This is a genomic window from Geobacillus sp. GHH01 (genome assembly GCF_000336445.1).
In the GTDB taxonomy this organism is placed as follows: Bacteria; Bacillota; Bacilli; order Bacillales; family Anoxybacillaceae; genus Geobacillus; species Geobacillus zalihae.
The window spans coordinates 1,221,915-1,245,358 of the sequence record NC_020210.1 but is presented as its reverse complement, the minus strand read 5'-3'; the positions used below and the strand labels follow the sequence as shown (position 1 = coordinate 1,245,358).

The following is a 23,444-nucleotide window of genomic DNA, read 5'->3' as shown; positions in this document are numbered from 1 at the left end:
CTATACTATTTTTTCGCACAAAAGTCGAAAAAATAGCATGAATTCTCCCAATCCCCATAAAGTTCGGCACGACTTTATCTTATTATAGAACAGCACAAGTTGTAAATAATGATTTCCAATGTCTCGCCATATTACTTCCTTACCGCGGCAAAAGAGGAATAAGGCGCCCGTTTCGTCGCAAACTAGAAGCGGAGGTGAAACGAATGGCAAAGCGAAAAGCAAACCACGTGATCCCTGGCATGAACGCCGCCAAAGCGCAAGGAATGGGAGCCGGCTACAATGAAGAGTTTTCCAATGAACCACTGACAGAAGCCCAGCGCCAAAACAACAAAAAACGAAAAAAGAACCAATAGCATGGCGGCCATTTCGCCATCCCGGACTGCCATAGCATGCAAAAAGGGAATGACCGCCGCCGGCATTCCCTTACTCGTTCTCATTGACTTCGTCAACGATCGCCTGCAAATCGCTGCGGAATTTCTCAAGCTGCATGCGCTGCGTTTCCGAGGCGACTTCAAGCGCGTTTTCAATTTGTGCAAACGCTTCGTTCACTTCCTGCCGCAAATGGGCTAACTGATGGCCGTAATCGGCTTGATCGCGGACGAGATGGTCATGCCACTCTTTTGCCTCCATCGTCGCCTTTTGCGCCGCCTGAAACGCGTCTTGCTTCGTTTTATGATAAACCATGGCTCGTTCCTCCTTCGCAGTCATCGCGGTCATCCACTACTTATCGTTTCAAACCGGGCGCAAATTATGCGCCGAATAAGCAAAAGCACAACGCCGCATGCTAACGGACAAAGGAGGGACAACAAATGACGAACAAAAACGACGGCAAAGATATGCGCAAAAACGCCCCAAAAGGCGACAATCCTGGGCAGCCGGAGCCGCTTGACGGTTCGAAAAAAGTGAAGAACCGCAATCACACGCGGCAAAAGCACAACACAAGCCACGATATGTGACGAAAACAAGCGGAGTTTCCTTATCTCCGTTTAGCCGCGCCCGGCGGCAGCCGGGCGGGCTGAACGGCTGGTGTCATTATGTTTACATAATAAAATTATTGTAAAATCAACAAAGAAGGCGGTCGCTAGAACAGCCCGTTGCCGCCCGCCTTGGGTTCATTCCCGTTGAAGCGAATCATCCTCACCCGGTCAACAAGCCGGCCGACGGCGATTATGATTCGGCTGTTTGCCGCTTGAGCGCTTCATACAGCTCCACGAATTCAGCGGCTAAGTCCTTGACCGTGATCGCCGTCATGAAATGATCTTGGGCATGCACCACAAGAATCGTCACCACCGGCTGCCGCTATGCACAAAACAAAAGAACGAGGCCTTATTCGACCCCGTTCATCTCGTGAAGACATGGTGCCCGATGCGAATCGTCACCGGACGCGACAACATCCATTTGTCTTTTGTGATTTTCGGATTGTAGAAATAAAGCGAGCCGCGGCGATCGTTTGGGAATAAGGCCAGCGCCTTGTCGACCGCCTCGTAATCCTGCTTGGTCGGCTGAATGCGGGTCAATTTCCCCGTTTTGGCTGGTACAAACGCATAGCCGGATTTCGTTTTTTGATAAATGACGCCGCGCACCGTCTTTGGAAACTCCGGATGCTTTGTGCGGTTTAAAACCACAAGCGCCACTTCCACCTTGCCGACAAACGGCTCGCTCGAACCGGTCTCCGCTTGCACAAGCTGGGCGAGAAGCTTCCGGTCAGCGGCGCTTAATGAGATCGATTTCTTCTTTGCCGGCGCCGAAGCCGATCGCTTCGCCGCAGCCGGCACTTTCAGCCTTTCTCCGGCATAAATGGCATCGCTTTTTAAGTGATTTAACAACTTTAACGAAGCAACCGTAGTATGATATTGTTTGGCGATCTTCGACAACGTATCGCCTTTTTTCACTTGATAGTATGTATACGAGCCAGCCGCTTCCGCCGACAGCCCATGAGAGCTTAACGCCATACAGCAAGTGATCGCGAGCGCTGCAATCGTCTTTTTCACTCTGCGCATCCCCCTCATCGTTGCCTTTTGGCTTTTTTCTGTTTACTAGATTAGCAGGCAAAGAAGGGAACGTCACTGTATATCTTTTCCATACAAAGCGGCCGGCGGCTTTCCATCCATTGGCGCTGTAAGGCGGGACAAGCTTTTTTACAGTTGCATTACAGTTGCGTTACACTTCATAACAAGCCGCCGTTTGAAACTTGCCAAACAGCAAGCTTTTCGACATAATAGTAGACGAATCTTGCCTATGGCAAAACAGTTGATCATCATGTTGGGGTGGGGATCGTGCTGACCGGATGGTTTCTTTGGTTTATTTTGCTTTGGGTCGTCTTTTTGCTTGTCATGATGTCGATCGGCGGCTTTTTCATGTTCCGCAAGTTTTTGAAGCGGCTGCCGAAAGAAGATGGGAAATCGGAGCTCGACTGGCAGGAATATTACATTGAACAGACGCGTCATCTATGGGGGGAAGAAGAAAAAGCGCTGCTTGAGGAATTGGTTCGCCCTGTGCCGGAATTGTTCCGCGACGTCGCGCGGCAAAAGATCGCCGGCAAAATCGGCGAGCTTGCGCTCAAGGAACAGGCGCCGCGCATCACACGCGACTTGCTCATCCGCGGGTATATTATCGCGACGCCAAAGCGCGACCATAAGTTTTTGATCCGGACATTGCAGGCGAAGAACATCGATCTCGCCCCTTATAAACATTTATTGGAAAGCCGCTGACGTTCCGCCTTTCGTCTAAGGCTGACCGGCAGCTTTCGTCTGTTTCAGCATGAAAAAAGCGGCCCAAACAAGCAGCTTTTTAGGCCGGGACCGACGACTTCAGCTCCGTCTGCGGGACAATTCCAGGGAAGCGAAGTGAAGTGGCTTGGCGCAACAAAAAAGGGAGCTGTCCATCAGCGGGACAGCTCTTTATGTCAGCACTGGCGGTTTCAGCTGCGCCGCCAGCTTTCTATACGAAACGTACATCGCAATCCGCCATGGGACGATCATCGAAAACGCGAGCAAATAAAACATGCCGCTTAACTGGCGGTAGTCGATCGTTCGTCCTAAATACGTTTTCAAGCCAAGACGAATGACAATCAACCCGAGCAAAATCCAAATAAAGGATTTTGAGCGTTTCAAATAAATCTCATTGCCGCGGATTTCAAATTTCGACGTTTTAATGAGAAACAGCGAGAAAAACAGGCCGAGAATGACCGCCTCGATCAGTTCCCCGCGCGTAACGCGAAAGACCGGATCGATGAACATCAGCGCTCCGGTGCTCATAAACAGCGGTGGCAAAATAATTTTTTTGGCATTCGTCGGCTTTTCCGACGCCTTCATGCGCACAAAAAAGATGAAAAACGCCATCACAACGGCGATGAGCGATGTAACAAGCGCCAAAGCCATCACCTTCTTCCGACAAAATTCACGGACAACGCCATTATAGCAAAAAGCACTTCGCTTGCCTATCGTGCTCTAAAGCCGCCTCCGGCCAACATCGCGCCAGCGCCCCTCCTCTTCCTTGCCATGAGAAGCGCCCCCAGCTGTCTTCGGTCATAAGCCGGCGCCTTCCTATGCCGTACGGAGCCGAAGCCCGCTTACAAAAGACGGGCAATCGCCTCGAGCACGCGGGTTTCTTCAAACGGCTTGACGATGAAGTCGGCCGCTCCGGCTTCAATGGCCTCAACGACCATACGCTGCTGCCCGAGCGCCGAGCAGATGATGATTTTCGCCCCGGGATCGATCTCCCTAATCGCCCGCACCGCTTCAATCCCATTCATGACCGGCATCGTAATGTCCATGATGACAAGATCGGGGCGCAGCCGGCGATACAGCTCGACCGCCTCTTTGCCGTTTTCCGCCTCACCGGCTACGGTGTGATCCGTTTTTTCCAATATGCGCGCCAGCGTTACCCGCATAAACTTCGCATCGTCAGCAATTAAAATGGCAGCCATCTTTCCATCGCCCTCTCCTCAACGATATTCCTCCAACAACAGCCGCACAAAGGGCGGCTCCATCGCCGCTAAAAACCAGTAAATCCGCCAAACAAGCTTGTCGTATAAGCAATCAGCTTTGTCATCCAGTCAAAGTACAAAACGACGCCCATCGCCACCATGACATAGCCGCCCGCCTTCATGATGGATGCGCTATGGCGGCGGATCCATTGCAGCTTGCCGATAAAAAACGACAACATGAAAAACGGAACGGCAAATCCGAGCGTATAAGCAAGCATATACATCATTCCTGAGCCCGGGTTGGTGGCGGCTAGAGCGACAACCGCCACCAAAATCGGCCCCATGCACGGCGTCCAACCGGCGGCAAACGCCATGCCGATCAGCACGGAGCCGACATATCCCGATGGCCGTTCACGAAACGAAATGCGCCGGTCTTTCAGCAAAAACGCCGGCTTCCACAGCCCGGCGACGACGAGGCCGAGAGCGACGATCACGACCGCGCCGATTTGCCGGATCGCATCTTGATAATCAACAAACAGCCTTCCAAGAAGCGAGGTGCCAAAGCCAAGCGAGATAAAAATGAGCGAGAAGCCGAGCAAAAAGCAAAGCGTATGCCATAAGCTGCGGCGGTTCAGCATCGCGTTTTCCTCTTTCAACTCGCTGACCGACACGCCGGTGATATACGATAAAAACGCCGGATAAAGCGGCAAGCAGCACGGGGAAATAAACGACAAAAACCCGGCGCCGAACGCTAAAAATAGATTGAGATCATTCATTGGTGAACCAGCCCCTGCTTTTTTACTTTTTATTTTAGCAGAATTCCTTCTTCCCGTAACATGTTTCTCATTGTTCCTGGTCAATTTTTCTATTTTCCATTTTTGCGTTCACTGATAAAATAGTATAAAGCACCATACACAATACTTCAAGCAAAGGACGGTCGATTCGTGCCGAAATGCAAATTGTTGACCTTGATTGAACAAAAGCGGATGGAGCTTGTCGACACGGTGGCCAAAACGGGGTTAAACTCGGCGGCGGCCATGAAAATCAGCAAAGAACTTGACACGTTGCTCAATGCCTATCAACGCGAACAAACCAAGCGGCGAAAGCAAAGCGCCTCCCGCTAGGCGGGACATGGCGCTTTCTTCTTTTTGTTCCAAGCAGGGGCGGCAAAACGCCGCCATTTACGCATGGACGTCGACGAGGCCGTTTTGCAGCAAGTACATTTGGTAGTAAAGCCCTTTTTGCGCCAGCAGTTGCTGATGCGTACCGCGCTCGATGATTTCGCCGCGGTGGAGGACGAAAATTTGATCGGCGTCTTGAATCGTTGATAGACGGTGGGCGATGACGATCGTCGTCCGCCCTTTCCGCATGCGCATGAGCGCATCTTGAATCGCTTCCTCTGTTTCGGTGTCAATATGGGCGGTCGCCTCATCGAGCACCAAAATTTTCGGATCAGCAGCGATCGTGCGAGCAAAGGAAAGAAGCTGGCGCTGACCGCTTGATAACGTCGCCCCGCGCTCGGCGAGCACATGGTCGTAACGATCGGGCAATTGCTCAATAAACGCATCGGCCTGCACGAGCCGAGCGGCCTCCTGAATGGCTTCGTCGTCCAGTTCCTGATTATACATGCGAATGTTCTCTTTGACCGTCCCGTAAAACAAAAACGGATCTTGCAAGACAAGGCCGAGGCGGCGGCGCAGCTCGGCGCGCGAGTAATCGCGGATCGACCGGCCGTCAAGCAAAATATCGCCGCGGTCAAACTCATAAAAGCGCATGAGCAAGTTGATGATCGAACTTTTGCCGCTGCCGGTATGGCCGACAAACGCGACCGTCTGACCTGGACGGATGACAAACGACAGCCGTTTCAGCACATCCCGTTTGCCATCGTAGGAAAAGCTGACATCCCGAAATTCGATTTCCCCGCGCTCGATCGCATGCGGCGACCAGTTTGGATTGGCCGGCGCCTCTTCTTGATGATCAAGAAGGGCAAACACGCGAGAGGCGGAAACGATCGCCTGCTGGTAAAGAGACAGGCGCATCATCATTTGCGTCACCGGTTCGAAAAAGCGCTCCAAATAGTTGACAAACGCATACAGCACGCCGATCTCAACTGGGCCATCAAGCGCCGTGATGCCAAAAAAGCTGAGAACCACTATGATTGACAACATATACACCACATCGATCGCCGGTCGAAGCAGCAGTCCATCGAGGTGGATGTTTTTCATCCCCGCCTTGTAATGCGCTTCATTGACGGCGGCAAACTCTTGATATAAACGGCGCTGCTGGCGGAACGCTTGAATGACGGCCATTCCTTGCAGCGATTCGTTCAATTTGGCGTTCAGTTCGCTCAGCCGTTCGCGCATCTCTTGATAAAACACCGAGCTGTAGCGTCGGTATGTGTGCATGATGAACGCGATCGCCGGGAGGATGAACAGGCAAAACAACGCAAGCTTAGCATCAAGCGAAAACATGGCGACAAACACGCCGATGACAAACAAGCCGTTTTGCACAAAGGCCGCTAGGACGCTGATGAACATGTCCTTGATCGCTTCTGTATCGTTCGTCACCCGCGAAACGATGCTTCCGCCCGGCGTCCGGTCAAAATAGCTCATCCCGAGCCGGTGCACTTTCGCAAACACATCCATCCGCAGCGCTTGAATGACGTGCAAAGCGAGCCGCTGAAACTCGACAAGCTGGAAGTAGGAAATGATCGTTTTCAAGACGAGCACGCCGAGATAGGCGGCGGCCAGCGCCGCCACCGGTCCAAAAGCAAGGCGGCCCGGCACCAAATAGTCGTCAATGAACACTTTCACCAAATACGGGCCGGAAAGCTCCCCGGCCGTTGCCAACAGAAGAAGCGTAAACGCAAGCGCAGTTTCTTTTTTGTATCTTCCCATATAAGCGAGCAGCCGCCATAAAACGCGCCGCTGCTCTTTTGTTGTCAACCATCGGTCGTTCATCCACTTCCCCCTATCTCCACAAACAACTTGTGTTTTCATGTTTTTCGATCCGCTCGTTTTTGGCGGGAGCTCGAACGTTCAGGTCTGTTGTTACTCCGCAAGCGCCTCAAGCTGCTGGCGTCGGTGCATGTCACGATACCAGCCGTCTTCTGCCATCAGCTGCTCGTGCGTTCCGGCCTGCACAATTCGCCCCCCGTCAAAGACGAGAATCCAATCGGCATGCTCAACCGCGCTTAAACGATGAGCGGCGATGATCGTCGTTTTTCCGCGCCGCTCCTGTTTGAGCGCCGCTAAAATCCGCGCCTCGGTCTTCGCATCCACGGCCGACAACGCATCATCAAAAATGAGCACTTCCGGGTCAATGAGAAGCGCCCGGGCGATGGACAGCCGCTGTTTTTGCCCACCGGATAGGGAAACGCCGCGCTCGCCGATGACCGTCTCATACCCGTCGGGAAACTGCAAAATGTCCTCATGAATGTCGGCCAGCCGCGCCGCCCGGACGACCTCGTCCTCTCTGGCTTCCGGCTTGGCAAAGGCAATGTTGTCGCGGACAGAGGCAGAAAACAAGAAATGGTCTTGCGGCACGTAGCCGATCGCCGAACGGAGCGCGAAAAGCGTATAATCGCGGATGTCGCGGCCGCCGAAGCGAATCTCGCCGTCATAGCCGTCAAACTCGCGCAGCAGCAGGCGAAGCAGCGTCGTTTTGCCCGCCCCGGTTTTGCCGACGACGCCAAGCGTCGCCCCGCGCTCCAGCGAAAAACGAATGTCCGCGAGCGCCGGCTTTGTCTCTCCCGGATAGACGAACCGGCGAACACGGTATTCAATGTCCCCTTTCGGCGGGACATCTACGGCATCGGGGTGCTCGATGATTTCATCTTGTTCAGCCAACAGCGCCCGCACCCGGTCGTACGAAGCGCGCCCTCGCTCAACAATGTTAAACAGCCAGCCGAACGCCAACATCGGCCAAATGAGCAGGCCAAGGTAGGTCGTAAACGACACAAGCTCGCCGATCGTCAATTCGCCCGCCAAAACCATTTGGCTGCCAAACGCCACAGCGAGAAAAAACGACAGCCCAACAAGCAGCCCGATCGTCGGATCAAACAAGGCGTCAATTTTGGCGACGGCAACGTTTTTCGCCACGACGTCTTCCGATTGACGGCGAAACGCCTCGACATCGTGTTCCTCATAGCCGAACGCCTTGATGACGCGGATGCCGCTGACGCTTTCCTGCACCTTGTCGTTCAGCGACGAAAACGCCGCTTGCGCCGTTAAAAACCGACGATGGAGCATCGTCCCATAGCGGCTCGTCGCCGCCGCCATCACGGGCATCGGCAATAGGCTGATGAGCGTCAGCTTCCAGCTGATCGAAAACGCCATCGTCGCCAACACGAACCCGCCAAGCGTCACTGAGTCAACAAGCGTCAAAATGCCGCTTCCGGCCGTCTGCTGAATCGCCTGCAAATCGTTGGTCGCATGGGCCATCAAATCGCCGATCCGCTTCCGCTGGTAAAACGACGGCGACATGTTCGTAAAATGCTGATACAGCTCGTTGCGCAGCTGGCGGGCAAGCTTGACCGCCGAACCGAAAATGAAAATGCGCCAAGCGTAGCGGAGCCCGTAAAGCGCCGCCGCAACGGCGGCGAGGACGGCGATCCAGCGGATGAGCACTTCTTTTGTCATCGTGCCGTTTTTCATATGATCGACCAACAGGCCGAGCACTTTCGGCGGGACGGTCTCCAAAAACGCCACGATGACAAGCACGAAAATGCCGGTGATATACGCCTTCTTTTCTTGACGGAAAAACCAAAACAAATCGCGAAACACGCGCATAAGGCCCGCCCTCCTTTCATTTGGCTGACGAACAATCGCCATATTATTGTAACAAAACTAGAAAAATTTTGAAAGAACATTTTGGCAAAATAAAAAGACACTCTCGATCGAGTGTCCGTTTCGCTTATTTCAGTTGATTGTTCATCATTTTCATCATCTGATTGATTTTCTTCTGGGATGGCGTCATTCCCATTTGCATCATCATCATGCGAATCATTTGTTCATTGATCGGCGGGTTTTTCTTCAAATAATTGATCATCGTTTTGCGGGCGACGAAAAATCCGATCGCCACCCCGGCGATGAGCGCCAGCACGCCAACGAGAATCGTACCCCACATAACAGCGATTTTCCTCCTTCTTGTTGTCTCCCTAACAGTGTACTAAACGATGCGTCATTAGACAATATTTCGCGGCAAAAATCTTTTCATTACGCAAATTTTCTTCCTTGTCGAGGCGCAGACAGCCAGTAGTAATCGACAAAATCGGCGTCGACCGCCAAAAACGTCGGCGAAATCCGAGCGAGCGCCCGTCCGATGTCCGCGGCAAGCGGCGCGCTGTCAGCGACAAGAAGCAAGCGGCGCTTTTGCACGACAAGCAACGCTTCCTCGCCGGAATCGTTTTGCAAAACAAACATATTGCGCTCCAAATTTTTGCCGACGCGGCCGGCAAAATATTGCTTTAAGCCAAGTTCCAGGCGCGAAAATGACAGCCGTTCGGTGATAAATTCGACTTGCTTGCGGCAAATCGCCTTCAGCGGCGCTTTCGCGTATTGATGCTCACGAAGCAGTTCGACAATTTTTTCTGCCCGATGGCGGTAATGCGACGCCACATCGTCATTCAACAAATAAATCCAATAGCGGACCATGCCCCATCCCCCATTTCTGTTCAATCTATTTTCTATTATAGAAAATGAAAGGGGAAAAATATGTCTATTAACGGCAAGTTTTTTCACTAACATTGTCGATTTTTGTTTGCGATGGCCATGCGGCCGCAAACAGGCCAACAAACAAGCCTTTGTCCTCGATTCAACCCCGAAAATACTTGACCAAAGCGCAGCCATCTTTCACAAAAACAAGCTGCCCCTGCAACAACGCAAGGGCAGCTTTTCCGGTTACTTGCCGAGCAGCGCTTTTGTGCGGCGGACGACGTTGTCAACCGTAAAGCCATACTCGGCCATGATTTTCTCTCCCGGAGCGGAAGCACCGAATCGGTCGATGGCCAAAATGTCGCCCTCGGCGCCGACGTAGCGCTCCCAACCGAGCGACGCGCCCATTTCAATGGCGAGCCGCTTCGTCACGGCCGGCGGAAGCACTTCATCGCGGTACGATTTTGGCTGCGCTTCGAAGCGGTCCCACGATGGCATGCTGATGACGGAGACATGGATGCCCTCAGCGGCAAGCGCTTCTTGCGCTTTGACGGCCAGACCGACTTCCGAGCCAGTCGCCAACAACAGCGCCTCCGGAGCACCGTTTTTCGCCGGTGAAACGACGTACGCACCTTTTTTCACGCCTTCATACGCCAACTCAGCTGTTGCCGCCAACGTCGGCACATCTTGACGCGTCAAGACGAGCGCAGTCGGCTTGTCCGTCGATTCGAGCGCCAGCCGCCATGCGGCCGCCGTTTCGTTTGCGTCAGCCGGACGGATGACCGACAAGTTCGGCATCGCCCGAAGCGAAGCGAGATGTTCGATCGGCTCGTGCGTCGGGCCGTCTTCGCCGACGGCGATGCTGTCGTGCGTCAAGACGTAGATGACCGGCAAGCCCATCAGCGCCGCCAAGCGGATCGCCGGACGCAAATAGTCAGAGAACACGAAGAACGTGCCGCCGAACACTTTCAATCCGCCGTGAAGCGCCATGCCATTGAGCGCCGCCCCCATGGCAAACTCGCGCACGCCAAACCAAATGTTGCGCCCTTCGTAGCTGTCCGGCAAGAAGTTGCCGCCGCCTTTGATGAGCGTTTTATTCGAGCTTGCCAAGTCCGCCGAACCGCCAAACAATTGCGGCACCGCTTTGGCGATGGCGTTGATCACGTCCCCGGACGATGAGCGGGTCGCCAGGCTTTTGCCTGCTTCGTATACCGGCAAAGAAGCTTCCCATCCATCTGGCAGTTTGCCTTCGATCGCTCGCTTCAATTGGGCGGCCAGTTCCGGATGGGCCTGTTCATAGGCGGCGAGCTGCTCATTCCATTCCGCCTCTTTTTTCGCTCCCGGCTCTTGCACCGTCGCACGGAAGTGGGCGTACACTTCTTCTGGCACGTAAAAATCTTCCGCAAATGTCCAACGATACGCCTCTTTCGTCAGCTTCGCCTCTTGGGCGCCGAGCGGAGCGCCGTGGACGCCGGACGTGCCCGCTTTATTTGGCGCGCCGTAGCCAATCGTCGTTTTGACTTCAATGAGCGTCGGCCGGCTGAGGTCCGCCCGCGCCTCCTCGAGCGCTTTGGCGATTTCTTCAATATTGTTGCCGTCCTCAACGCGCAAATATTGCCAACCGTACGCTTGGAAACGTTGGGCGACGTTTTCCGAGAACGACAGGTTGAGCTCCCCGTCCAGCGAAATGTCGTTCGAGTCATACAGGACGATCAGACGGCCGAGCTTCAAGTGGCCGGCGAGTGACGCCGCTTCGCTCGCCACTCCTTCCATCAAATCGCCATCGCCGCAAATGGCGTACGTATAATGATTGATAATCTCAAACCCGTCGCGGTTGTATGTAGCGGCCAAATGCCGCTCCGCCATCGCCATGCCGACCGCCATCGCGATCCCTTGGCCAAGCGGTCCCGTCGTCGCTTCCACGCCCGGCGTATGGCCGTATTCCGGATGGCCCGGCGTTTTGCTTCCCCATTGACGGAATTGTTTCAAATCATCCATCGATACGTCGTAGCCGCTTAAATGAAGCAAGCTGTACAATAACATCGACCCGTGCCCGGCTGACAAGACAAACCGGTCGCGGTTGAACCAGTTTGGATTCGCCGGGTTATGATTCATAAATTTCGTCCAAAGCGTGTACGCCATCGGCGCCGCGCCCATCGGCATGCCCGGGTGCCCGGATTTCGCTTTTTCGATCGCGTCAATCGACAGCGTTCGAATCGTCGTAATCGCCAACTCCTCGATTGAATGCGCCATCGTCTTCCTCCCTTTCATCAACATGGTGTCATTTACTATCATATAGAAAATCGATCGGCTTGTACAACGTTATTTTCCGAGCCACCCCTCTTTCGACCGTTTAATGGAAGCGCCGCCGCTGGCTTTCCTTTAATTTTTTCGGCGTCACGTCGTTGCCGTTCGGGTCAATGACGGTCACTGTATGGAGCATATCGGTCATCGCCTTGCGGAACGCTTGAATGTACTCACGGCGCAGCTTCGCTTGCTCGAAGGCCTCTTCGGCCGACAAGCCGGCCGTTTTCGCTTTTTTCGCCAGTTCATTGATGCGGGCTAATTTATGTTTGGCAAGCATTGATCATCTTCTCCTATCTGCCATATTCTCACTCTGTTTTATCTTATCTGATCAACCGGGAAGATGGCAACGATGGCATCTTGGCTTCCTTTGCCCGCTCGCCGCTTTAGGGTCAGGCGCAGTACACGATCAACGCCGCCTTTGTTGCTCGTCCATATATTCCTGGTAACGCCGATGGACGGTCGCCTTGGACGCCTCGTAACCGAAGCTTCGCATCGTCGCGGCGATATCGGCAAACGTCAGTCCGCGCTCGCGCAAGCGGACGATCTCCTCAACCGGCAGATCAATTCGATCGCGCCCGGCGTTTTCGCCCCGGCGCCTTAGGTTCCGCTCCGGTCGGTAGCCGCTGGCGATGGCTCGCTGCATGCCACGCTTAATTTTGGCGTTATGTATTTTTCTTTGGTACTCCTCGACAATCGCGATGATGGATAACACCATCTCATCGGCCTCCGACAGCGGCATCTCCCCGCGGTGGCTGGCGCTGTATATTTTCACCCCTTGCTTTTTCAAGCAATGCAGCACCGCCATGCGCGCATGGCCGCGCCCAAGCCGCGTTTCATCTTGAATGAGCAGCACATCGACCTCGCCTTCCTCGCAAAGCGAAAGCAGCTCCAACACGCCGTCGCGGTCGGCTTCATAACCGCTCGCCTGCTCGGCGATCACTTTAACGACTTCAAATCCACACTCGGCCGCCAGTCGCTCGAGCTCATCTCGTTGCCTCGCGAGCGACGTTTCCTGTTCAGCTTTGTCCGTGCTGACTCGGCAGTAAATGACCGCCCTCATGGCCAATCCCTTCTTTCCATCACTGATTGACGGCCACCGAGCCGCCCTGCTTTGATTTTAACACAGGAATGACAATTTGTTCACCGGCGGCAAGACGCGGGCTCGGCAAATGGTTGACATCGACGACCCAGCGGATGAACTCATCAGGCGGCATATGGTGTTCCTGTTCGTACTGTTTTGCCAGCCCCCAAAGCGTATCGCCGGGAGCGACCGTGATCGTCACGTATTCTTTTTTATCGACCGGGCTGCTGGCGTAAACGAACCCTGCCAACACGAGCGCAAACAAAAATGAAAACAAAACATAGTGCAGCAACGTTTTCCCCATTCTCCCCACCCTTTCTAGAATGTTTGTTCGCTTTCCTTCATTATAGTCAAGAACATTTGTTTGTGTCAATAAAAAACTCGAACTTATGTTTGTTTTTTCGTCTTCCGCATGGTATAATGAAGGCAAATGATGTGGCGAGAGGTGTGAAACCATGACGAAACTGTCAAAACGACAACAGCAAATTTTAGAGTTTATTAAACAGGAAGTAAAAACAAAAGGCTATCCTCCGTCGGTGCGGGAAATTGGGGAAGCGGTTGGACTGGCGTCAAGTTCGACGGTCCACGGGCATCTCGCGCGCCTAGAAAGCAAAGGGTACATCCGCCGCGACCCGACAAAGCCGCGCGCCATTGAAATTTTGGACAACGATATGGCCAAGGAGAGAGAAAAAGAGGAGATCATCTCGGTGCCGATCATCGGCAAGGTGACGGCCGGTCAACCGATTACAGCGGTGGAAAACATCGAAGGCTACTTTCCGCTGCCGAAGCGGCTCGCCGCTGGCGAGGAGCAGCTGTTTATGCTTGAAGTGATGGGCGACAGCATGATCGAAGCCGGCATTCTCGACGGCGACTACGTCATCGTCCGCCAGCAGTCATCGGCCAACAACGGCGACATCGTCGTCGCCATGACGGAAGACAACGAGGCGACGGTGAAGCGGTTTTTCAAGGAAAAAGACCACATCCGCCTGCAGCCGGAAAACGCCCATCTTGAGCCGATCATCGTCCGCGACTGCACGATTCTCGGCAAAGTGATCGGCGTCTATCGCCTGTTCGACTGACTCGTGCCGGCCTGCGCCCATAAAAAAGCTGCCCTGAAAAAAAACGGGGCAGCTTTTTTATGAATCAGTAGAGTTCCATATATTGGTCCAATTCCCATTGATGAACCGTTGTCCGATACATATCCCACTCAATTTCTTTCGCCTCGACGAAATGCTCGAACAAATGTTTGCCGAGCGCTTGGACGATCACTTCGTCCGATTTCAAATTTTCGAGCGCTTCGATGAGCGTGGCCGGCAAATCGACAATGCCTTCTTCGAGCCGTTCTTCTTTCGTCATGACGTAAATGTTTCGGTCGACCGGCGCCGGAGGAGTCAGTTTGTTGCGAATGCCGTCGAGCCCCGCGGCAAGGAGGACCGCCATCGCCAAATACGGGTTCGCCGACGGGTCGACGCTGCGCACTTCGATGCGCGTGCTCATGCCGCGCGAAGCCGGAATGCGGATGAGCGGGCTGCGGTTGCGCGCTGACCAAGCGACGTAGCACGGCGCTTCATAGCCTGGAACAAGCCGCTTGTACGAGTTGACGGTCGGGTTCGTCACCGCCGTAAAGTTCGGCGCATGCTTCAGCACACCGGCGATAAACTGCCGCGCCGTATCGCTCAACTGCAAATCGCCGTTCGGATCGAAAAAGGCGTTTTCGTTGTTGCGGAACAACGACAAGTTGCAATGCATCCCGGAACCGTTAATGCCAAAAATCGGCTTCGGCATAAACGTCGCGTGCAGCCCGTGTTTGCGGGCGATCGTTTTGACAACGAGCTTAAACGTTTGAATGTCGTCGCACGCTTTGATGGCATGGGCGTATTTAAAATCGATCTCGTGCTGGCCCGGGGCAACTTCATGGTGCGATGCTTCAATTTCAAAGCCCATTTCCTCAAGCTCGAGCACGATGTCGCGCCGGCAGTTTTCCCCGAGATCGGTCGGCGCCAAGTCGAAATAGCCGCCGCGGTCGTTCAGTTCCATCGTCGGCCGGCCATTTTCATCGAGCTTAAAGAGGAAAAACTCCGGCTCCGCCCCTAAGTTGAACGCCGTAAAACCGAGCGCTTCCATCTCTTTCAGCACCCGCTTCAAGTTGTAGCGTGGGCAGCCTTCAAACGGCGTGCCGTCCGGATTGTAAATATCGCAGATGAAGCGGGCCACTTTTCCTTTTTCCGATGTCCACGGGAAGATAACGAACGTGTCCAAGTCCGGATACAAATACATGTCCGATTCTTCGATGCGGACGAATCCTTCGATCGAGGAGCCGTCGAACATCATTTTGTTGTTGAGCGCTTTTTCGATTTGGCTGACCGGAATTTCGACGTTTTTGATCGTGCCTAAAATATCCGTAAATTGCAGGCGGATGTATTTGACGTTTTCTTCTTTGACGATGCGCATAATGTCTTCGCGCGTATATTTTGCCATGATTGAAACTCCTCCCCGGCTCCGAAATCATTTCTCAATCCTTAGTGAAAGAAGCGAGCGAGATCTCCTTGGCGAAGCGATGCGCGCTGGAACCGCCCGGCCTGCAGCAATTCATTCCGCAAAATTTCCCGCAGCTCTTCGTCGGACAACTTCGGTTTTCCGACCTTCTCGATTTTTTCGCGCTGCTCTTGGCGTCCTTCCTCCCGCGCGGCAAAAAGTTGCTTAATGCCGGCCAAGTTGACGCCTTGGTCGATTAAATCTTTAATTTCAAGCAAACGGTCAATGTCATTGAGCGAAAACAGCCGCCGGTTGCCTTCCGTGCGCGCCGGCGTGACAAGGCCATGCTCTTCGTAATAACGGATTTGGCGGGCGGATAAGTCAGTCAGCTGCATCACGATCCCAATCGGAAACAATGGCATGGAACGACGAATATGACTGCTCATGCCAATTCCTCCTCGCTTTTGATACCTTCATTTTACCATAATGTCAAGAAACGAGTCAATGAAGCGTTACATTTTCTCACAAACAAATCAACTGCTGTTCAAGCAAACGGTGGACGGCTGAACAAATGGCGATTTTGACGTGTGAATACGTCAGCCCGCCTTGCACGTAGGCGACATATGGCGGCCGCAGCGGCCCGTCTGCCGTTAGCTCGATGCTCGCGCCCTGCACGAACGTGCCTGCCGCCATGATGACTTTGTCCTCATAGCCGGGCATCTCGCTTGGATACGGGGTGAAATGGGCGTTGACGGGAGAAGCGGCTTGGATGGCTTGGCAAAAAGCGACCATTTGTTCTGGATCGTCAAAGCGGACCGATTGCACGAGGTCTGTGCGCTTCTCCTTCCACGACGGCGATGTCGAAAGCCCGATGCGCTCGAGCATCGCCGCCGTAAACACCGCCCCCTTGAGCGCCTGGCCCACGGTGTGCGGCGCAAGGAAAAAGCCTTGATACATATCCGGCAAGTTGTAAAGCGACGGACCGACTTCCGCCCCGATGCCCGGCGAGGTCATCCGGTAAGCGCACGCTTCGACGTATTTTTGCCTCCCAACGATATAGCCGCCTGTTTTCGCCAAGCCCCCGCCCGGGTTTTTAATGAGGGAGCCGGCCATCAAATCGGCGCCGACATGACACGGCTCTTTCTCCTCCACAAACTCGCCGTAGCAGTTGTCGACAAACACGACGACGTCGGGCTTAATCGCTTTGACAAAAGCGATCATCTCCGCGATTTCGTCGACCGTAAACGACGGGCGTGTCGCATAGCCGCGCGAACGTTGAATGCCGATCATTTTCGTCCGCTCGTTCATCGCCCCGCGCACCGCCGGAAAATCAACGGCCCCGTCCGCCGTAAGCGGCACGCTTCGGTAGCGGATGCCAAACTCTTTCAGCGAGCCGACGCCGCGGCCGCGGACGCCGACGATTTCCTCAAGCGTATCGTACGGAGCGCCGGTGATGTAAAGCAGTTCATCGCCCGGGCGCAACACGCCAAACAGCGCGATGGCAATCGCGTGCGTGCCGGAGATGATTTGCGGGCGCACAAGCCCCGCTTCCGCCCCGAATACATCGGCGTAAATGCGGTCAAGCGTATCGCGGCCGATATCGTCATAGCCATACCCGGTCGATGGGATGAAATGCCCGTCGCTCACTTGATGGCGGCGGAAACTGTCGAGCACGCGATATTGGTTCGCATCGACCATCCGGTCGATGCGCCGGTGGATCGGCGCAATTTGCTGTTCAACTTCCTCAACAAGTGCAGCGATCGTTTCTCCATGTTTCCATTGTGTCCAAAACATCGATGAACCCTTTCTACCGTTGGAATGATTGCAATTCCCCATACAAGGGATGCGCTGGCAGCACGTACCCTTGGCAGTCGTACGTGCCCCTTTGTTCATTATAATGCCATTCGTGCAAAATGGTGTCCGATTTTAGCTGGGCGAGCAGTTTTCCTTCCCCGCTCGGGATCGATACGTCATAATGAACCATTTGCCGTTTCACCGCTTCTTCAATAAAGCGGCGGAGCCGGTCGACATCGGCAGCCGAGAGCGCGCTCATCACGATCGCATCGGTTGTCGTCGGGAGAAATTCCAGCGTTTGCCGGTCGCTTTTATTGTAAACGGTGACGGCCGGAATGGAAGAAGCCCCTAGTTCCGCCAAGAGCCGCGATACCGTCCGCTCATGCTCGGCGTAGTCCGGATGCGACGAATCGACGACGTGAAGCAATAAATCCGCTTCCTTCACTTCTTCAAGCGTCGAGCGAAACGCAGCGACAAGCGTCGTCGGCAAGTTTTGGATGAACCCGACCGTATCGGTGAGAAGCACCGTATAGCCGCATGGCAAGACGCATTTGCGCGTCAACGGGTCGAGCGTGGCAAACAGCAAGTTTTCCTCGAACGAATCGGCGGCGGTCAGCCGGTTGAAAATCGTCGACTTGCCGGCGTTCGTATAGCCGACAAGCGCCACTTGAAAGGCGCGGTTTTTTTGCCGGCGCTCGCGGTAGCGTTCGCGATGCTCAGCCACCCGGCGAAGTTCGCCTTTAATATCGTCAATGCGGCGGCGAATGTGACGGCGGTCGGTCTCCAGCTTCGTCTCCCCCGGACCGCGCGTGCCGATGCCGCCGCCCAAGCGGGACAGCGCCTCCCCTTGGCCGCTAAGGCGCGGCAGCATATACTCCAGCTGGGCGAGCTCGACTTGCAGCTTTCCTTCTTTTGAGCGGGCGCGCCTTGCAAAAATGTCTAAAATGAGCTGCGTCCGGTCAATCACTTTCACCTCGCCAAGCATGTTCGTCAAATTGCGCGCTTGGCTTGGAGAGAGCTCGCTGTTGAAAATAACCACGTCCGGTTCCAGCTGCTTGACTATGGCGGCGAGCTCTTCCGTTTTCCCTTTTCCGATATACGTCGCCGGGTGCGGCGCTTCACGTTTTTGCGTCACCTCTGCCACAACCTCGCCGTTCGCCGTCGCAACGAGCGAAGCGAGCTCCTCCATCGAATAGCGAAACCGTTCATCATCGACACCAGCGAGCTGGCAGCCGACAAGGATCGCTTGTTCACGGCTCATGGCATCCCCCTTCCTTTCCCTCGCGGCGAACATGTTCTCTACGTTCATGATACCAAATCCCACCGTCGGTCTGCTAGTTCGTTCCAAAAAAACGATTGATTTTCCGCCGCTTTTGCCTCTACAATGATACAAGAACACGACACGGAAAGGAACAGCACGAATGACGTGGGAAGTATTGAGCATCATCGGCACGATCGCCTTTGCCATCAGCGGGGCGATCGTCGCGATGGAAGAGGAGTACGATTTGCTTGGGGTGTACATTTTAGGGATTGTCACCGCTTTTGGCGGCGGGGCGGTGCGCAATTTGTTGATCGGGGTCCCCGTGTCGGCGTTATGGGAACAGCAGCCGCTCTTTCTTGTCGCTTTGGCGGCCATGACAGTTGTGTATTTGTTCCCAAAGCAAATGCTGCCGCCGTGGAAGCGGTGGGGCAACTTTTTTGACGCCCTTGGGTTGTCCGCGTTCGCCATTCAAGGGGCGCTGCATGCCGTCAACATGGGGCATCCATTAAGCGCGGTCATCGTCGCCGCGGTGTTGACCGGAAGCGGCGGCGGCATGATCCGTGACGTGTTGGCGGGAAGAAAGCCGCTCGTGTTGCGCGCAGAAATTTATGCCGCCTGGGCCATTCTCGCCGGTCTCGCCGTTGGGCTGAAATGGGCCGAATCGCCCATGGAGCTGTATGTGCTGTTGATTGTCGTCGCCGCCCTCCGCATTTTGTCGTACACATACGGTTGGAAGCTGCCGCGGCGGGCGGTTGGAGAAAAAGCGGGCGAGCAATGATCAAACGGCAAAAACAACATCTACTCATTGATTCGTACGAAAAGATAGACGGCTCCTCGCTTTTATATAGATGCAATTTAAAGCTTTGCCATTTTTCTTTTTTACCGGTCATTTCATCCGACTGTCGAGTGACCGAACAACGCTGCTTAAAGACCCATATATGGGTCTGTGAAGCAGGCGGTTGTTCGGTCCTCCGTCACGCCAAGGCGTGACGGAGAAGCCTGTGGCTTTCCTCCGACAGTCGAAAAGGGGAAAACCGCTTTTCCGTCAAGGATATGTTAAACTTCTTCGTTGCATCTATATAGTTTGCTGACGCTTTCCTTTACGCGCTTTGCCCGCTTCGCACCGCCACGACCACCCCAGCAACGATCAGCGCCCCACCAAGCCAAAACGAGGCGGTGAGCTCCTCATGCAACAGCAGCCAGCCAAAGAGCGAGCCGACAAGCGGCTGGAAAAAGAAAAAGAGCGAGCCGACGCCGGCGTCGATCATTTCCATCCCTTTGTTCCAAAGAAAAAATGCCCCCGCCGTCGATACAACGCCAAGATACAACACTCCAAGGGCGACGGGAACGCTCCAATGGCTCGCGGCAAGCCCTGGCCCTTCGGCGAACATCATCGGGGTCATGCCAATGAATGCCACAAAAATGGCATACGTAGTGACCGAAAACACGGACAGGCGAGCTGACGCCATTTTCACCAGCACCGACAACAGCGCCCAAGTGATCGCCGCGCCGACTAACGCCATATTTCCAGCGAACGTCGACTCCCCGCTGCCCCCGAGGCCAACGATGACGATGACACCCGCTGTCGCCAGTAGCAGCGCGGCCATTTTCCGCCATGTAAGCGCCTCGCCAAGCAGCCAGCGGGCAAACAAGACGACAAACGCCGGCGTTGAGGCGGTAATGAGCGAAGCAGTATGGGCGTTCGACCATTTCGTGCCGACAAACTGCAAGGAAATAGAAACGACGTAGCCGATGATTCCGATCGCGATGACCATTCCCCAATCACGCCCGTTTTTCGGCGGGCGCTCGCGTTTCACCGCGGCGATGGCACCGAGCACAATCAAGGCAACGGCGTAGCGCAGCCAGACGAGCGTAAACGACGGAATGTAGTCCAACACGTATTTGCTCACGACGTACATCCCGCCCCAAATGCTGGCAGCAAGCGATAAACACAAGGAAGCGAGAACAGGTTGTTTCATGGCATCGATCCCCCTATGCGTTCTTCTTTCTGCTGCTGACATCAAAGGCGAAGCCGTTATTTCCAGAGATGGCAGTCAAACAAGGCTGTTCTCCATCAGCTACACATCGCTTTCTTCCGGAGGAAACACAGGGGCGAGTGGAACCGTCAAATCCGGTTGCCAAAACGAAACCAGCTCATCGCTTGGCCCGAAAACCGCTCGCTGTTGAAATCGTCCATCTTGCCAGCTGAGCACTTCGATCGTTCGATTGCTGGGGTCTACCATCCAATATTCATGCACCCCATATTTTTCGTATAAATAGTATTTCTGGTTTCGATCGCGCAGGGCGGTGCTTGGCGACAGCACTTCCACAACGAGATCGGGAGCCCCTTTCATTCGCCGATTCCCGATTTGCTCAACCCGACAAACGACTGATAAATCCGGCTGAACAACCGTTTTCGCCATCCGTTCCGGCTCTTCAGGATCAAGCTGAACATTAAACGGGGCAAGAATAACATGACAGCCGCGCGCCTGAAAATACGAAGCCAATGCAAGGTGCAGTTGTCCGACCACATACTGGTGCTCAAACGACGGAGACGCCAATAAATAGGGAACGCCATCGATCAGTTCCCAATTTCCTTCCCAATGTTCAATGTCGCCATACGTGTAAAACGGCTTCTCCTTCTGCACTGCGCTTCCCCTTTCACTTTCTTTTCTTTCATCTTATCACACGGCACTGGCTCCGTCCCATACTTTTATGTTCCCGTCACGAAAGAAAAAACAGCGGGCGCCCCCGCTGTCGAGCGTGTGTCAAACAAATGTTTTTTCCACGCGTTGCTCTTACTCCCGCTCGATGATCGTGGCCGTCGCCATCCCGTGGCCGATGCAAATCGTCAATAGCCCATAGCGGCCGCCGCGCCGTTCAAGTTCATGAACAAGCGACGTCATGAGCTTCGCACCGGTGGCGCCGAGCGGATGGCCAAGCGCAATGGCGCCGCCGTTGACATTCACCTTCTCAAGCGGAGCGCCGATTTCTTTTTGCCAGGCGAGCACGACCGGGGCGAACGCTTCGTTGATTTCAATGAGGTCGATGTCATCGATCGAGAGGCCGGCTTTTTTCAGCACTTGCCTCGTCGCCGGAATGACGCCATCCAGCATGTACATTGGGTCGGAGCCGACGACCGTTTGCGCGACAATGCGCGCTTTCGGCTTCAGTCCGAACCGCCTCGCCGCCTCCCGTTCCATCAAAAGCACAGCGGCCGCCCCGTCGCTCATTTGGCTCGCATTGCCGGCGGTGATGACGCCGTCTTCTTGAAACACCGGCTTGAGCGCGGCGAGCGCTTCCGGTGATGTATCGGCCCGCGGCCCTTCATCATCGGTGACAAGGATTTCGCGGCCATCGCGGTCAAGCCCTTTCACCGGAACGATTTCGGCGCGAAATTTCCCCTCGCGCAAGGCGGCCAAGGCGCGCCGATGGCTTTCGTAGGCATAGGCATCCAGCTCCGCGCGCGTCAGGCCGTATTTTTTGGCGATCCGCTCAGCCGAGACGCCCTGGTGGATGAATTCGTATTTTTCATGAAGCGACGGCGGAATCGTCTGCTCGTTGCCATCGCTTAAAATCGGCACTTTCGTCATGCTTTCGACTCCGGCGGCGATCGTGACATCCATATCGCCAGAGCGGATTTCCTGGGCGGCGAAATGAATCGCCTGCTGCCCCGAGCCGCACATTCGGTTGATTTGCACGGCCGGCACTTCGATCGGGAATCCGGCCTCGAGCGCCGCCAGCCGGCCGATGTTGTACCCTTGTTCGGCGATCGGCGTCACGCAGCCCATGACGATGTCTTCGACCATCCGTTTCTCAATGCCCGCCCGGCGCACGACTTCATCGAGCACCACCGCGGCAAGATGCACCGGATGAACATCCCGGAAGACGCCGTTTCGCTTGCCGACCGGCGTCCTGACGGCTTCCACAATCACCGCTTCACGCACCATTTTCTCCTCCTTGTTGATGTTGTCAACGCCACGCCTTGACGGCGCAGCCGCACCGTTGTATCCAACGATGCACCGCGGCGCCGCCAAACGAGCCCGTTTCTGTCCACCTCTCCGTGAGAGGCGCTTGTTCATTTTGCATACGTATAGAACCCTTTCCCTGTTTTCCGCCCTAAATGCCCGGCTTCAACGAGCTTGCGCAAAAGCTGCGGCGCCCGGAACCGGTCGCCGTATGCTTCCGTCATGTTTTCACTCACAAACAGGAGCGTATCAAGCCCGACCATGTCGGCGAGCTCAAAGGGACCCATCGGATAATTGAGGCCAAGCCGCACCGCTTTGTCGATATCCTCAGCGGAAGCAACTCCTTCTTCGTACATGCGGATGCATTCAATCATATGGGCGGCAAGCGCCCGTGTCGTCACAAACCCTTGCCGGTCTTTCACGACGACCGTTTCTTTGCCAAGCTCCACAGACAGCCGACGGATGGCGTCGACTGTGTCGTCGGAAGTCGTCTCACCTTTCACAATTTCGATCAACTTCATCACTGGCGCCGGATTGAACCAATGCATGCCGATGACGTTCTCCGGCCGGTTGGTCGCGGCGGCAAGCGCCGTGACGCTCAGCTCGGATGTGTTGGTCGCTAAAATGGCGTCCGGCTTCGCCAGTTGATCAAGCTGCTGAAACACGTCTTTTTTCAGCGCCAAGTTTTCCGGCACGGCTTCGATGACGACATCCGCCCCGCGCACCGCTTCGGCCAAATCGACGGTCGAGCGGATGCGCCCGAGCGCCGCTCGCGCTTCCGGCTCGGACAGCCCGCCGGTTTTGACAAAGCGGCGCAAGCTTTTTTCCGCCGAAGCGAGCCCATTTTGCAAGGCCGCTTCGGACACGTCATATAAATACACCGTTTTTCCCGCCATCGCCGCCGTTTGCGCGATGCCGCTTCCCATCACCCCGGCGCCGATGACCGCAATGGTGTCTGCCACGGTGTCCGCCTCCT

27 protein-coding genes and 1 pseudogene are annotated in these 23,444 nt (G+C 54.8%); 6 read left to right on the top strand and 22 right to left on the bottom strand.

The features are described from left to right. Positions 1–203: 203 nt before the first annotated feature. Positions 204–353, top strand: coding sequence for a small acid-soluble spore protein O (gene sspO, locus GHH_RS06290; RefSeq protein ID WP_008879509.1), 150 nt, complete (start codon positions 204–206; stop codon positions 351–353). 70 nt (positions 354–423) lie between these two features. Here sspO and GHH_RS06285 read toward each other — a convergent pair whose 3' ends face one another. After that, positions 424–684: a hypothetical protein gene (locus tag GHH_RS06285; RefSeq protein ID WP_015374479.1), complete on the bottom strand. Its 261-nt coding sequence runs from the start codon at positions 682–684 to the stop codon at positions 424–426. A gap of 125 nt (positions 685–809) precedes the next feature. On the opposite strand from GHH_RS06285, the gene GHH_RS06280 reads away from it, so the two are divergent. Continuing rightward, positions 810–956 carry a small acid-soluble spore protein P gene (locus tag GHH_RS06280; protein ID WP_011230843.1) on the top strand — a complete coding sequence of 49 codons (147 nt, stop codon included), beginning with the start codon at positions 810–812 and terminating at the stop codon, positions 954–956. Positions 957–1,167: 211 nt separating this feature from the next. On the opposite strand, the pseudogene GHH_RS06275 reads toward GHH_RS06280, so the two are convergent. Both GHH_RS06275 and GHH_RS06270 read right to left on the bottom strand, forming a co-directional pair. Next, positions 1,168–1,287, bottom strand: a pseudogene (locus GHH_RS06275) (PTS lactose/cellobiose transporter subunit IIA); the annotation flags it as partial. 53 nt (positions 1,288–1,340) lie between these two features. Further along, on the bottom strand, positions 1,341–2,009 hold the full coding sequence (locus GHH_RS06270) for a cell wall hydrolase (RefSeq protein WP_201764082.1): 669 nt from the start codon (positions 2,007–2,009) through the stop codon (positions 1,341–1,343). Positions 2,010–2,276: 267 nt separating this feature from the next. Between GHH_RS06270 and GHH_RS06265 the strand changes: the two genes are divergently transcribed. After that, a complete protein-coding gene (locus tag GHH_RS06265) occupies positions 2,277–2,711 on the top strand; it encodes a DUF2621 domain-containing protein (protein ID WP_011230841.1) in 435 nt (144 codons plus the stop codon). A 189-nt stretch (positions 2,712–2,900) separates the two neighbouring features. On the opposite strand, the gene GHH_RS06260 is transcribed toward GHH_RS06265, so the two are convergent. From GHH_RS06260 to GHH_RS06250, 3 genes are all read right to left on the bottom strand, one after another. Next, positions 2,901–3,380, bottom strand: a complete 480-nt coding sequence (locus GHH_RS06260) for a CcdC family protein (protein ID WP_371198483.1) — start codon at positions 3,378–3,380, stop codon at positions 2,901–2,903. Between the two features lie 191 nt (positions 3,381–3,571). Next, positions 3,572–3,928, bottom strand: a complete 357-nt coding sequence (locus tag GHH_RS06255; protein WP_015374476.1) for a response regulator — start codon at positions 3,926–3,928, stop codon at positions 3,572–3,574. A gap of 68 nt (positions 3,929–3,996) precedes the next feature. Beyond that, positions 3,997–4,704 (bottom strand): cytochrome c biogenesis protein CcdA, encoded by a 708-nt coding sequence (locus GHH_RS06250; protein ID WP_011230838.1) that lies wholly within the window; start codon positions 4,702–4,704, stop codon positions 3,997–3,999. Between the two features lie 168 nt (positions 4,705–4,872). Between GHH_RS06250 and GHH_RS06245 the strand changes: the two genes are divergently transcribed. Further along, the gene (locus GHH_RS06245; RefSeq protein WP_011230836.1) at positions 4,873–5,052 is read left to right on the top strand and encodes an aspartyl-phosphate phosphatase Spo0E family protein; all 180 of its coding nucleotides are present in this window, start codon (positions 4,873–4,875) and stop codon (positions 5,050–5,052) included. A gap of 57 nt (positions 5,053–5,109) precedes the next feature. Here the strand turns inward: GHH_RS06245 and GHH_RS06240 are convergent, their stop codons facing one another. The 8 genes from GHH_RS06240 to yneA all read right to left on the bottom strand — a co-directional run bounded on the left by GHH_RS06240 (position 5,110) and on the right by yneA (position 13,274). Then, complete coding sequence (locus GHH_RS06240) at positions 5,110–6,888, bottom strand: ABC transporter ATP-binding protein (RefSeq protein ID WP_015374475.1); 1,779 nt, start codon at positions 6,886–6,888, stop codon at positions 5,110–5,112. A gap of 90 nt (positions 6,889–6,978) precedes the next feature. After that, positions 6,979–8,718: an ABC transporter transmembrane domain-containing protein gene (locus tag GHH_RS06235; protein WP_015374474.1), complete on the bottom strand. Its 1,740-nt coding sequence runs from the start codon at positions 8,716–8,718 to the stop codon at positions 6,979–6,981. 124 nt (positions 8,719–8,842) lie between these two features. Next, positions 8,843–9,055, bottom strand: a complete 213-nt coding sequence (locus GHH_RS06230) for a YneF family protein (protein ID WP_011230833.1) — start codon at positions 9,053–9,055, stop codon at positions 8,843–8,845. An 89-nt stretch (positions 9,056–9,144) separates the two neighbouring features. Further along, on the bottom strand, positions 9,145–9,582 hold the full coding sequence (gene sirA / locus GHH_RS06225) for a sporulation inhibitor of replication protein SirA (protein WP_015374473.1): 438 nt from the start codon (positions 9,580–9,582) through the stop codon (positions 9,145–9,147). 246 nt (positions 9,583–9,828) lie between these two features. Then, on the bottom strand, positions 9,829–11,835 hold the full coding sequence (gene tkt / locus GHH_RS06220; protein ID WP_015374472.1) for a transketolase: 2,007 nt from the start codon (positions 11,833–11,835) through the stop codon (positions 9,829–9,831). A gap of 100 nt (positions 11,836–11,935) precedes the next feature. After that, complete coding sequence (locus tag GHH_RS06215) at positions 11,936–12,166, bottom strand: DUF896 domain-containing protein (protein ID WP_013145682.1); 231 nt, start codon at positions 12,164–12,166, stop codon at positions 11,936–11,938. Between the two features lie 129 nt (positions 12,167–12,295). After that, positions 12,296–12,949: a recombinase family protein gene (locus GHH_RS06210; protein WP_015374471.1), complete on the bottom strand. Its 654-nt coding sequence runs from the start codon at positions 12,947–12,949 to the stop codon at positions 12,296–12,298. A gap of 19 nt (positions 12,950–12,968) precedes the next feature. Next, positions 12,969–13,274 (bottom strand): cell division suppressor protein YneA, encoded by a 306-nt coding sequence (gene yneA, locus GHH_RS06205; RefSeq protein WP_015374470.1) that lies wholly within the window; start codon positions 13,272–13,274, stop codon positions 12,969–12,971. 151 nt (positions 13,275–13,425) lie between these two features. Between yneA and lexA the strand changes: the two genes are divergently transcribed. Then, entirely contained in the window at positions 13,426–14,049 is a 624-nt protein-coding gene (gene lexA / locus GHH_RS06200; protein WP_011230827.1) for a transcriptional repressor LexA, read from the top strand. 64 nt (positions 14,050–14,113) lie between these two features. On the opposite strand, the gene glnA is transcribed toward lexA, so the two are convergent. The 4 genes from glnA to hflX form a co-directional block, all read right to left on the bottom strand. Then, positions 14,114–15,448, bottom strand: a complete 1,335-nt coding sequence (gene glnA / locus GHH_RS06195; RefSeq protein ID WP_015374469.1) for a type I glutamate--ammonia ligase — start codon at positions 15,446–15,448, stop codon at positions 14,114–14,116. A 41-nt stretch (positions 15,449–15,489) separates the two neighbouring features. Then, on the bottom strand, positions 15,490–15,891 hold the full coding sequence (locus tag GHH_RS06190) for a MerR family transcriptional regulator (RefSeq protein WP_015374468.1): 402 nt from the start codon (positions 15,889–15,891) through the stop codon (positions 15,490–15,492). A 76-nt stretch (positions 15,892–15,967) separates the two neighbouring features. Next, positions 15,968–17,239, bottom strand: a complete 1,272-nt coding sequence (locus GHH_RS06185; protein WP_015374467.1) for a methionine gamma-lyase family protein — start codon at positions 17,237–17,239, stop codon at positions 15,968–15,970. Positions 17,240–17,252: 13 nt separating this feature from the next. Beyond that, on the bottom strand, positions 17,253–18,500 hold the full coding sequence (gene hflX, locus GHH_RS06180; protein ID WP_015374466.1) for a GTPase HflX: 1,248 nt from the start codon (positions 18,498–18,500) through the stop codon (positions 17,253–17,255). 160 nt (positions 18,501–18,660) lie between these two features. Here hflX and GHH_RS06175 point away from each other — a divergent pair, with 160 nt between their 5' ends. After that, positions 18,661–19,278: a trimeric intracellular cation channel family protein gene (locus tag GHH_RS06175; protein ID WP_015374465.1), complete on the top strand. Its 618-nt coding sequence runs from the start codon at positions 18,661–18,663 to the stop codon at positions 19,276–19,278. 322 nt (positions 19,279–19,600) lie between these two features. On the opposite strand, the gene GHH_RS06170 is transcribed toward GHH_RS06175, so the two are convergent. The 4 genes from GHH_RS06170 to GHH_RS06155 form a co-directional block, all read right to left on the bottom strand. Further along, a complete protein-coding gene (locus GHH_RS06170) occupies positions 19,601–20,479 on the bottom strand; it encodes a DMT family transporter (RefSeq protein WP_015374464.1) in 879 nt (292 codons plus the stop codon). 99 nt (positions 20,480–20,578) lie between these two features. Next, on the bottom strand, positions 20,579–21,148 hold the full coding sequence (locus GHH_RS06165; RefSeq protein WP_015374463.1) for a Uma2 family endonuclease: 570 nt from the start codon (positions 21,146–21,148) through the stop codon (positions 20,579–20,581). Between the two features lie 150 nt (positions 21,149–21,298). Continuing rightward, positions 21,299–22,450: a thiolase family protein gene (locus GHH_RS06160; RefSeq protein WP_015374462.1), complete on the bottom strand. Its 1,152-nt coding sequence runs from the start codon at positions 22,448–22,450 to the stop codon at positions 21,299–21,301. A 128-nt stretch (positions 22,451–22,578) separates the two neighbouring features. Then, a complete protein-coding gene (locus GHH_RS06155; RefSeq protein WP_015374461.1) occupies positions 22,579–23,430 on the bottom strand; it encodes a 3-hydroxyacyl-CoA dehydrogenase family protein in 852 nt (283 codons plus the stop codon). Positions 23,431–23,444 lie beyond the last annotated feature (14 nt).

Excerpts from the sequence above, each read along its gene's own strand:
- sspO (WP_008879509.1), top strand. The coding sequence starts at position 204 with ATGGCAAAGCGAAAAGCAAACCACGTGATCCCTGGCATGAACGCCGCC.
- GHH_RS06285 (WP_015374479.1), bottom strand. The coding sequence starts at position 684 with ATGGTTTATCATAAAACGAAGCAAGACGCGTTTCAGGCGGCGCAAAAG.
- GHH_RS06280 (WP_011230843.1), top strand. The coding sequence starts at position 810 with ATGACGAACAAAAACGACGGCAAAGATATGCGCAAAAACGCCCCAAAA.
- GHH_RS06270 (WP_201764082.1), bottom strand. The coding sequence starts at position 2,009 with ATGAGGGGGATGCGCAGAGTGAAAAAGACGATTGCAGCGCTCGCGATC.
- GHH_RS06260 (WP_371198483.1), bottom strand. The coding sequence starts at position 3,380 with ATGGCTTTGGCGCTTGTTACATCGCTCATCGCCGTTGTGATGGCGTTT.
- GHH_RS06255 (WP_015374476.1), bottom strand. The coding sequence starts at position 3,928 with ATGGCTGCCATTTTAATTGCTGACGATGCGAAGTTTATGCGGGTAACG.
- GHH_RS06250 (WP_011230838.1), bottom strand. The coding sequence starts at position 4,704 with ATGAATGATCTCAATCTATTTTTAGCGTTCGGCGCCGGGTTTTTGTCG.
- GHH_RS06240 (WP_015374475.1), bottom strand. The coding sequence starts at position 6,888 with ATGAACGACCGATGGTTGACAACAAAAGAGCAGCGGCGCGTTTTATGG.
- GHH_RS06235 (WP_015374474.1), bottom strand. The coding sequence starts at position 8,718 with ATGCGCGTGTTTCGCGATTTGTTTTGGTTTTTCCGTCAAGAAAAGAAG.
- GHH_RS06230 (WP_011230833.1), bottom strand. The coding sequence starts at position 9,055 with ATGTGGGGTACGATTCTCGTTGGCGTGCTGGCGCTCATCGCCGGGGTG.
- sirA (WP_015374473.1), bottom strand. The coding sequence starts at position 9,582 with ATGGTCCGCTATTGGATTTATTTGTTGAATGACGATGTGGCGTCGCAT.
- tkt (WP_015374472.1), bottom strand. The coding sequence starts at position 11,835 with ATGGCGCATTCAATCGAGGAGTTGGCGATTACGACGATTCGAACGCTG.
- GHH_RS06215 (WP_013145682.1), bottom strand. The coding sequence starts at position 12,166 with ATGCTTGCCAAACATAAATTAGCCCGCATCAATGAACTGGCGAAAAAA.
- GHH_RS06210 (WP_015374471.1), bottom strand. The coding sequence starts at position 12,949 with ATGAGGGCGGTCATTTACTGCCGAGTCAGCACGGACAAAGCTGAACAG.
- yneA (WP_015374470.1), bottom strand. The coding sequence starts at position 13,274 with ATGGGGAAAACGTTGCTGCACTATGTTTTGTTTTCATTTTTGTTTGCG.
- lexA (WP_011230827.1), top strand. The coding sequence starts at position 13,426 with ATGACGAAACTGTCAAAACGACAACAGCAAATTTTAGAGTTTATTAAA.
- glnA (WP_015374469.1), bottom strand. The coding sequence starts at position 15,448 with ATGGCAAAATATACGCGCGAAGACATTATGCGCATCGTCAAAGAAGAA.
- GHH_RS06190 (WP_015374468.1), bottom strand. The coding sequence starts at position 15,891 with ATGAGCAGTCATATTCGTCGTTCCATGCCATTGTTTCCGATTGGGATC.
- GHH_RS06185 (WP_015374467.1), bottom strand. The coding sequence starts at position 17,239 with ATGTTTTGGACACAATGGAAACATGGAGAAACGATCGCTGCACTTGTT.
- hflX (WP_015374466.1), bottom strand. The coding sequence starts at position 18,500 with ATGAGCCGTGAACAAGCGATCCTTGTCGGCTGCCAGCTCGCTGGTGTC.
- GHH_RS06175 (WP_015374465.1), top strand. The coding sequence starts at position 18,661 with ATGACGTGGGAAGTATTGAGCATCATCGGCACGATCGCCTTTGCCATC.
- GHH_RS06170 (WP_015374464.1), bottom strand. The coding sequence starts at position 20,479 with ATGAAACAACCTGTTCTCGCTTCCTTGTGTTTATCGCTTGCTGCCAGC.
- GHH_RS06160 (WP_015374462.1), bottom strand. The coding sequence starts at position 22,450 with ATGGTGCGTGAAGCGGTGATTGTGGAAGCCGTCAGGACGCCGGTCGGC.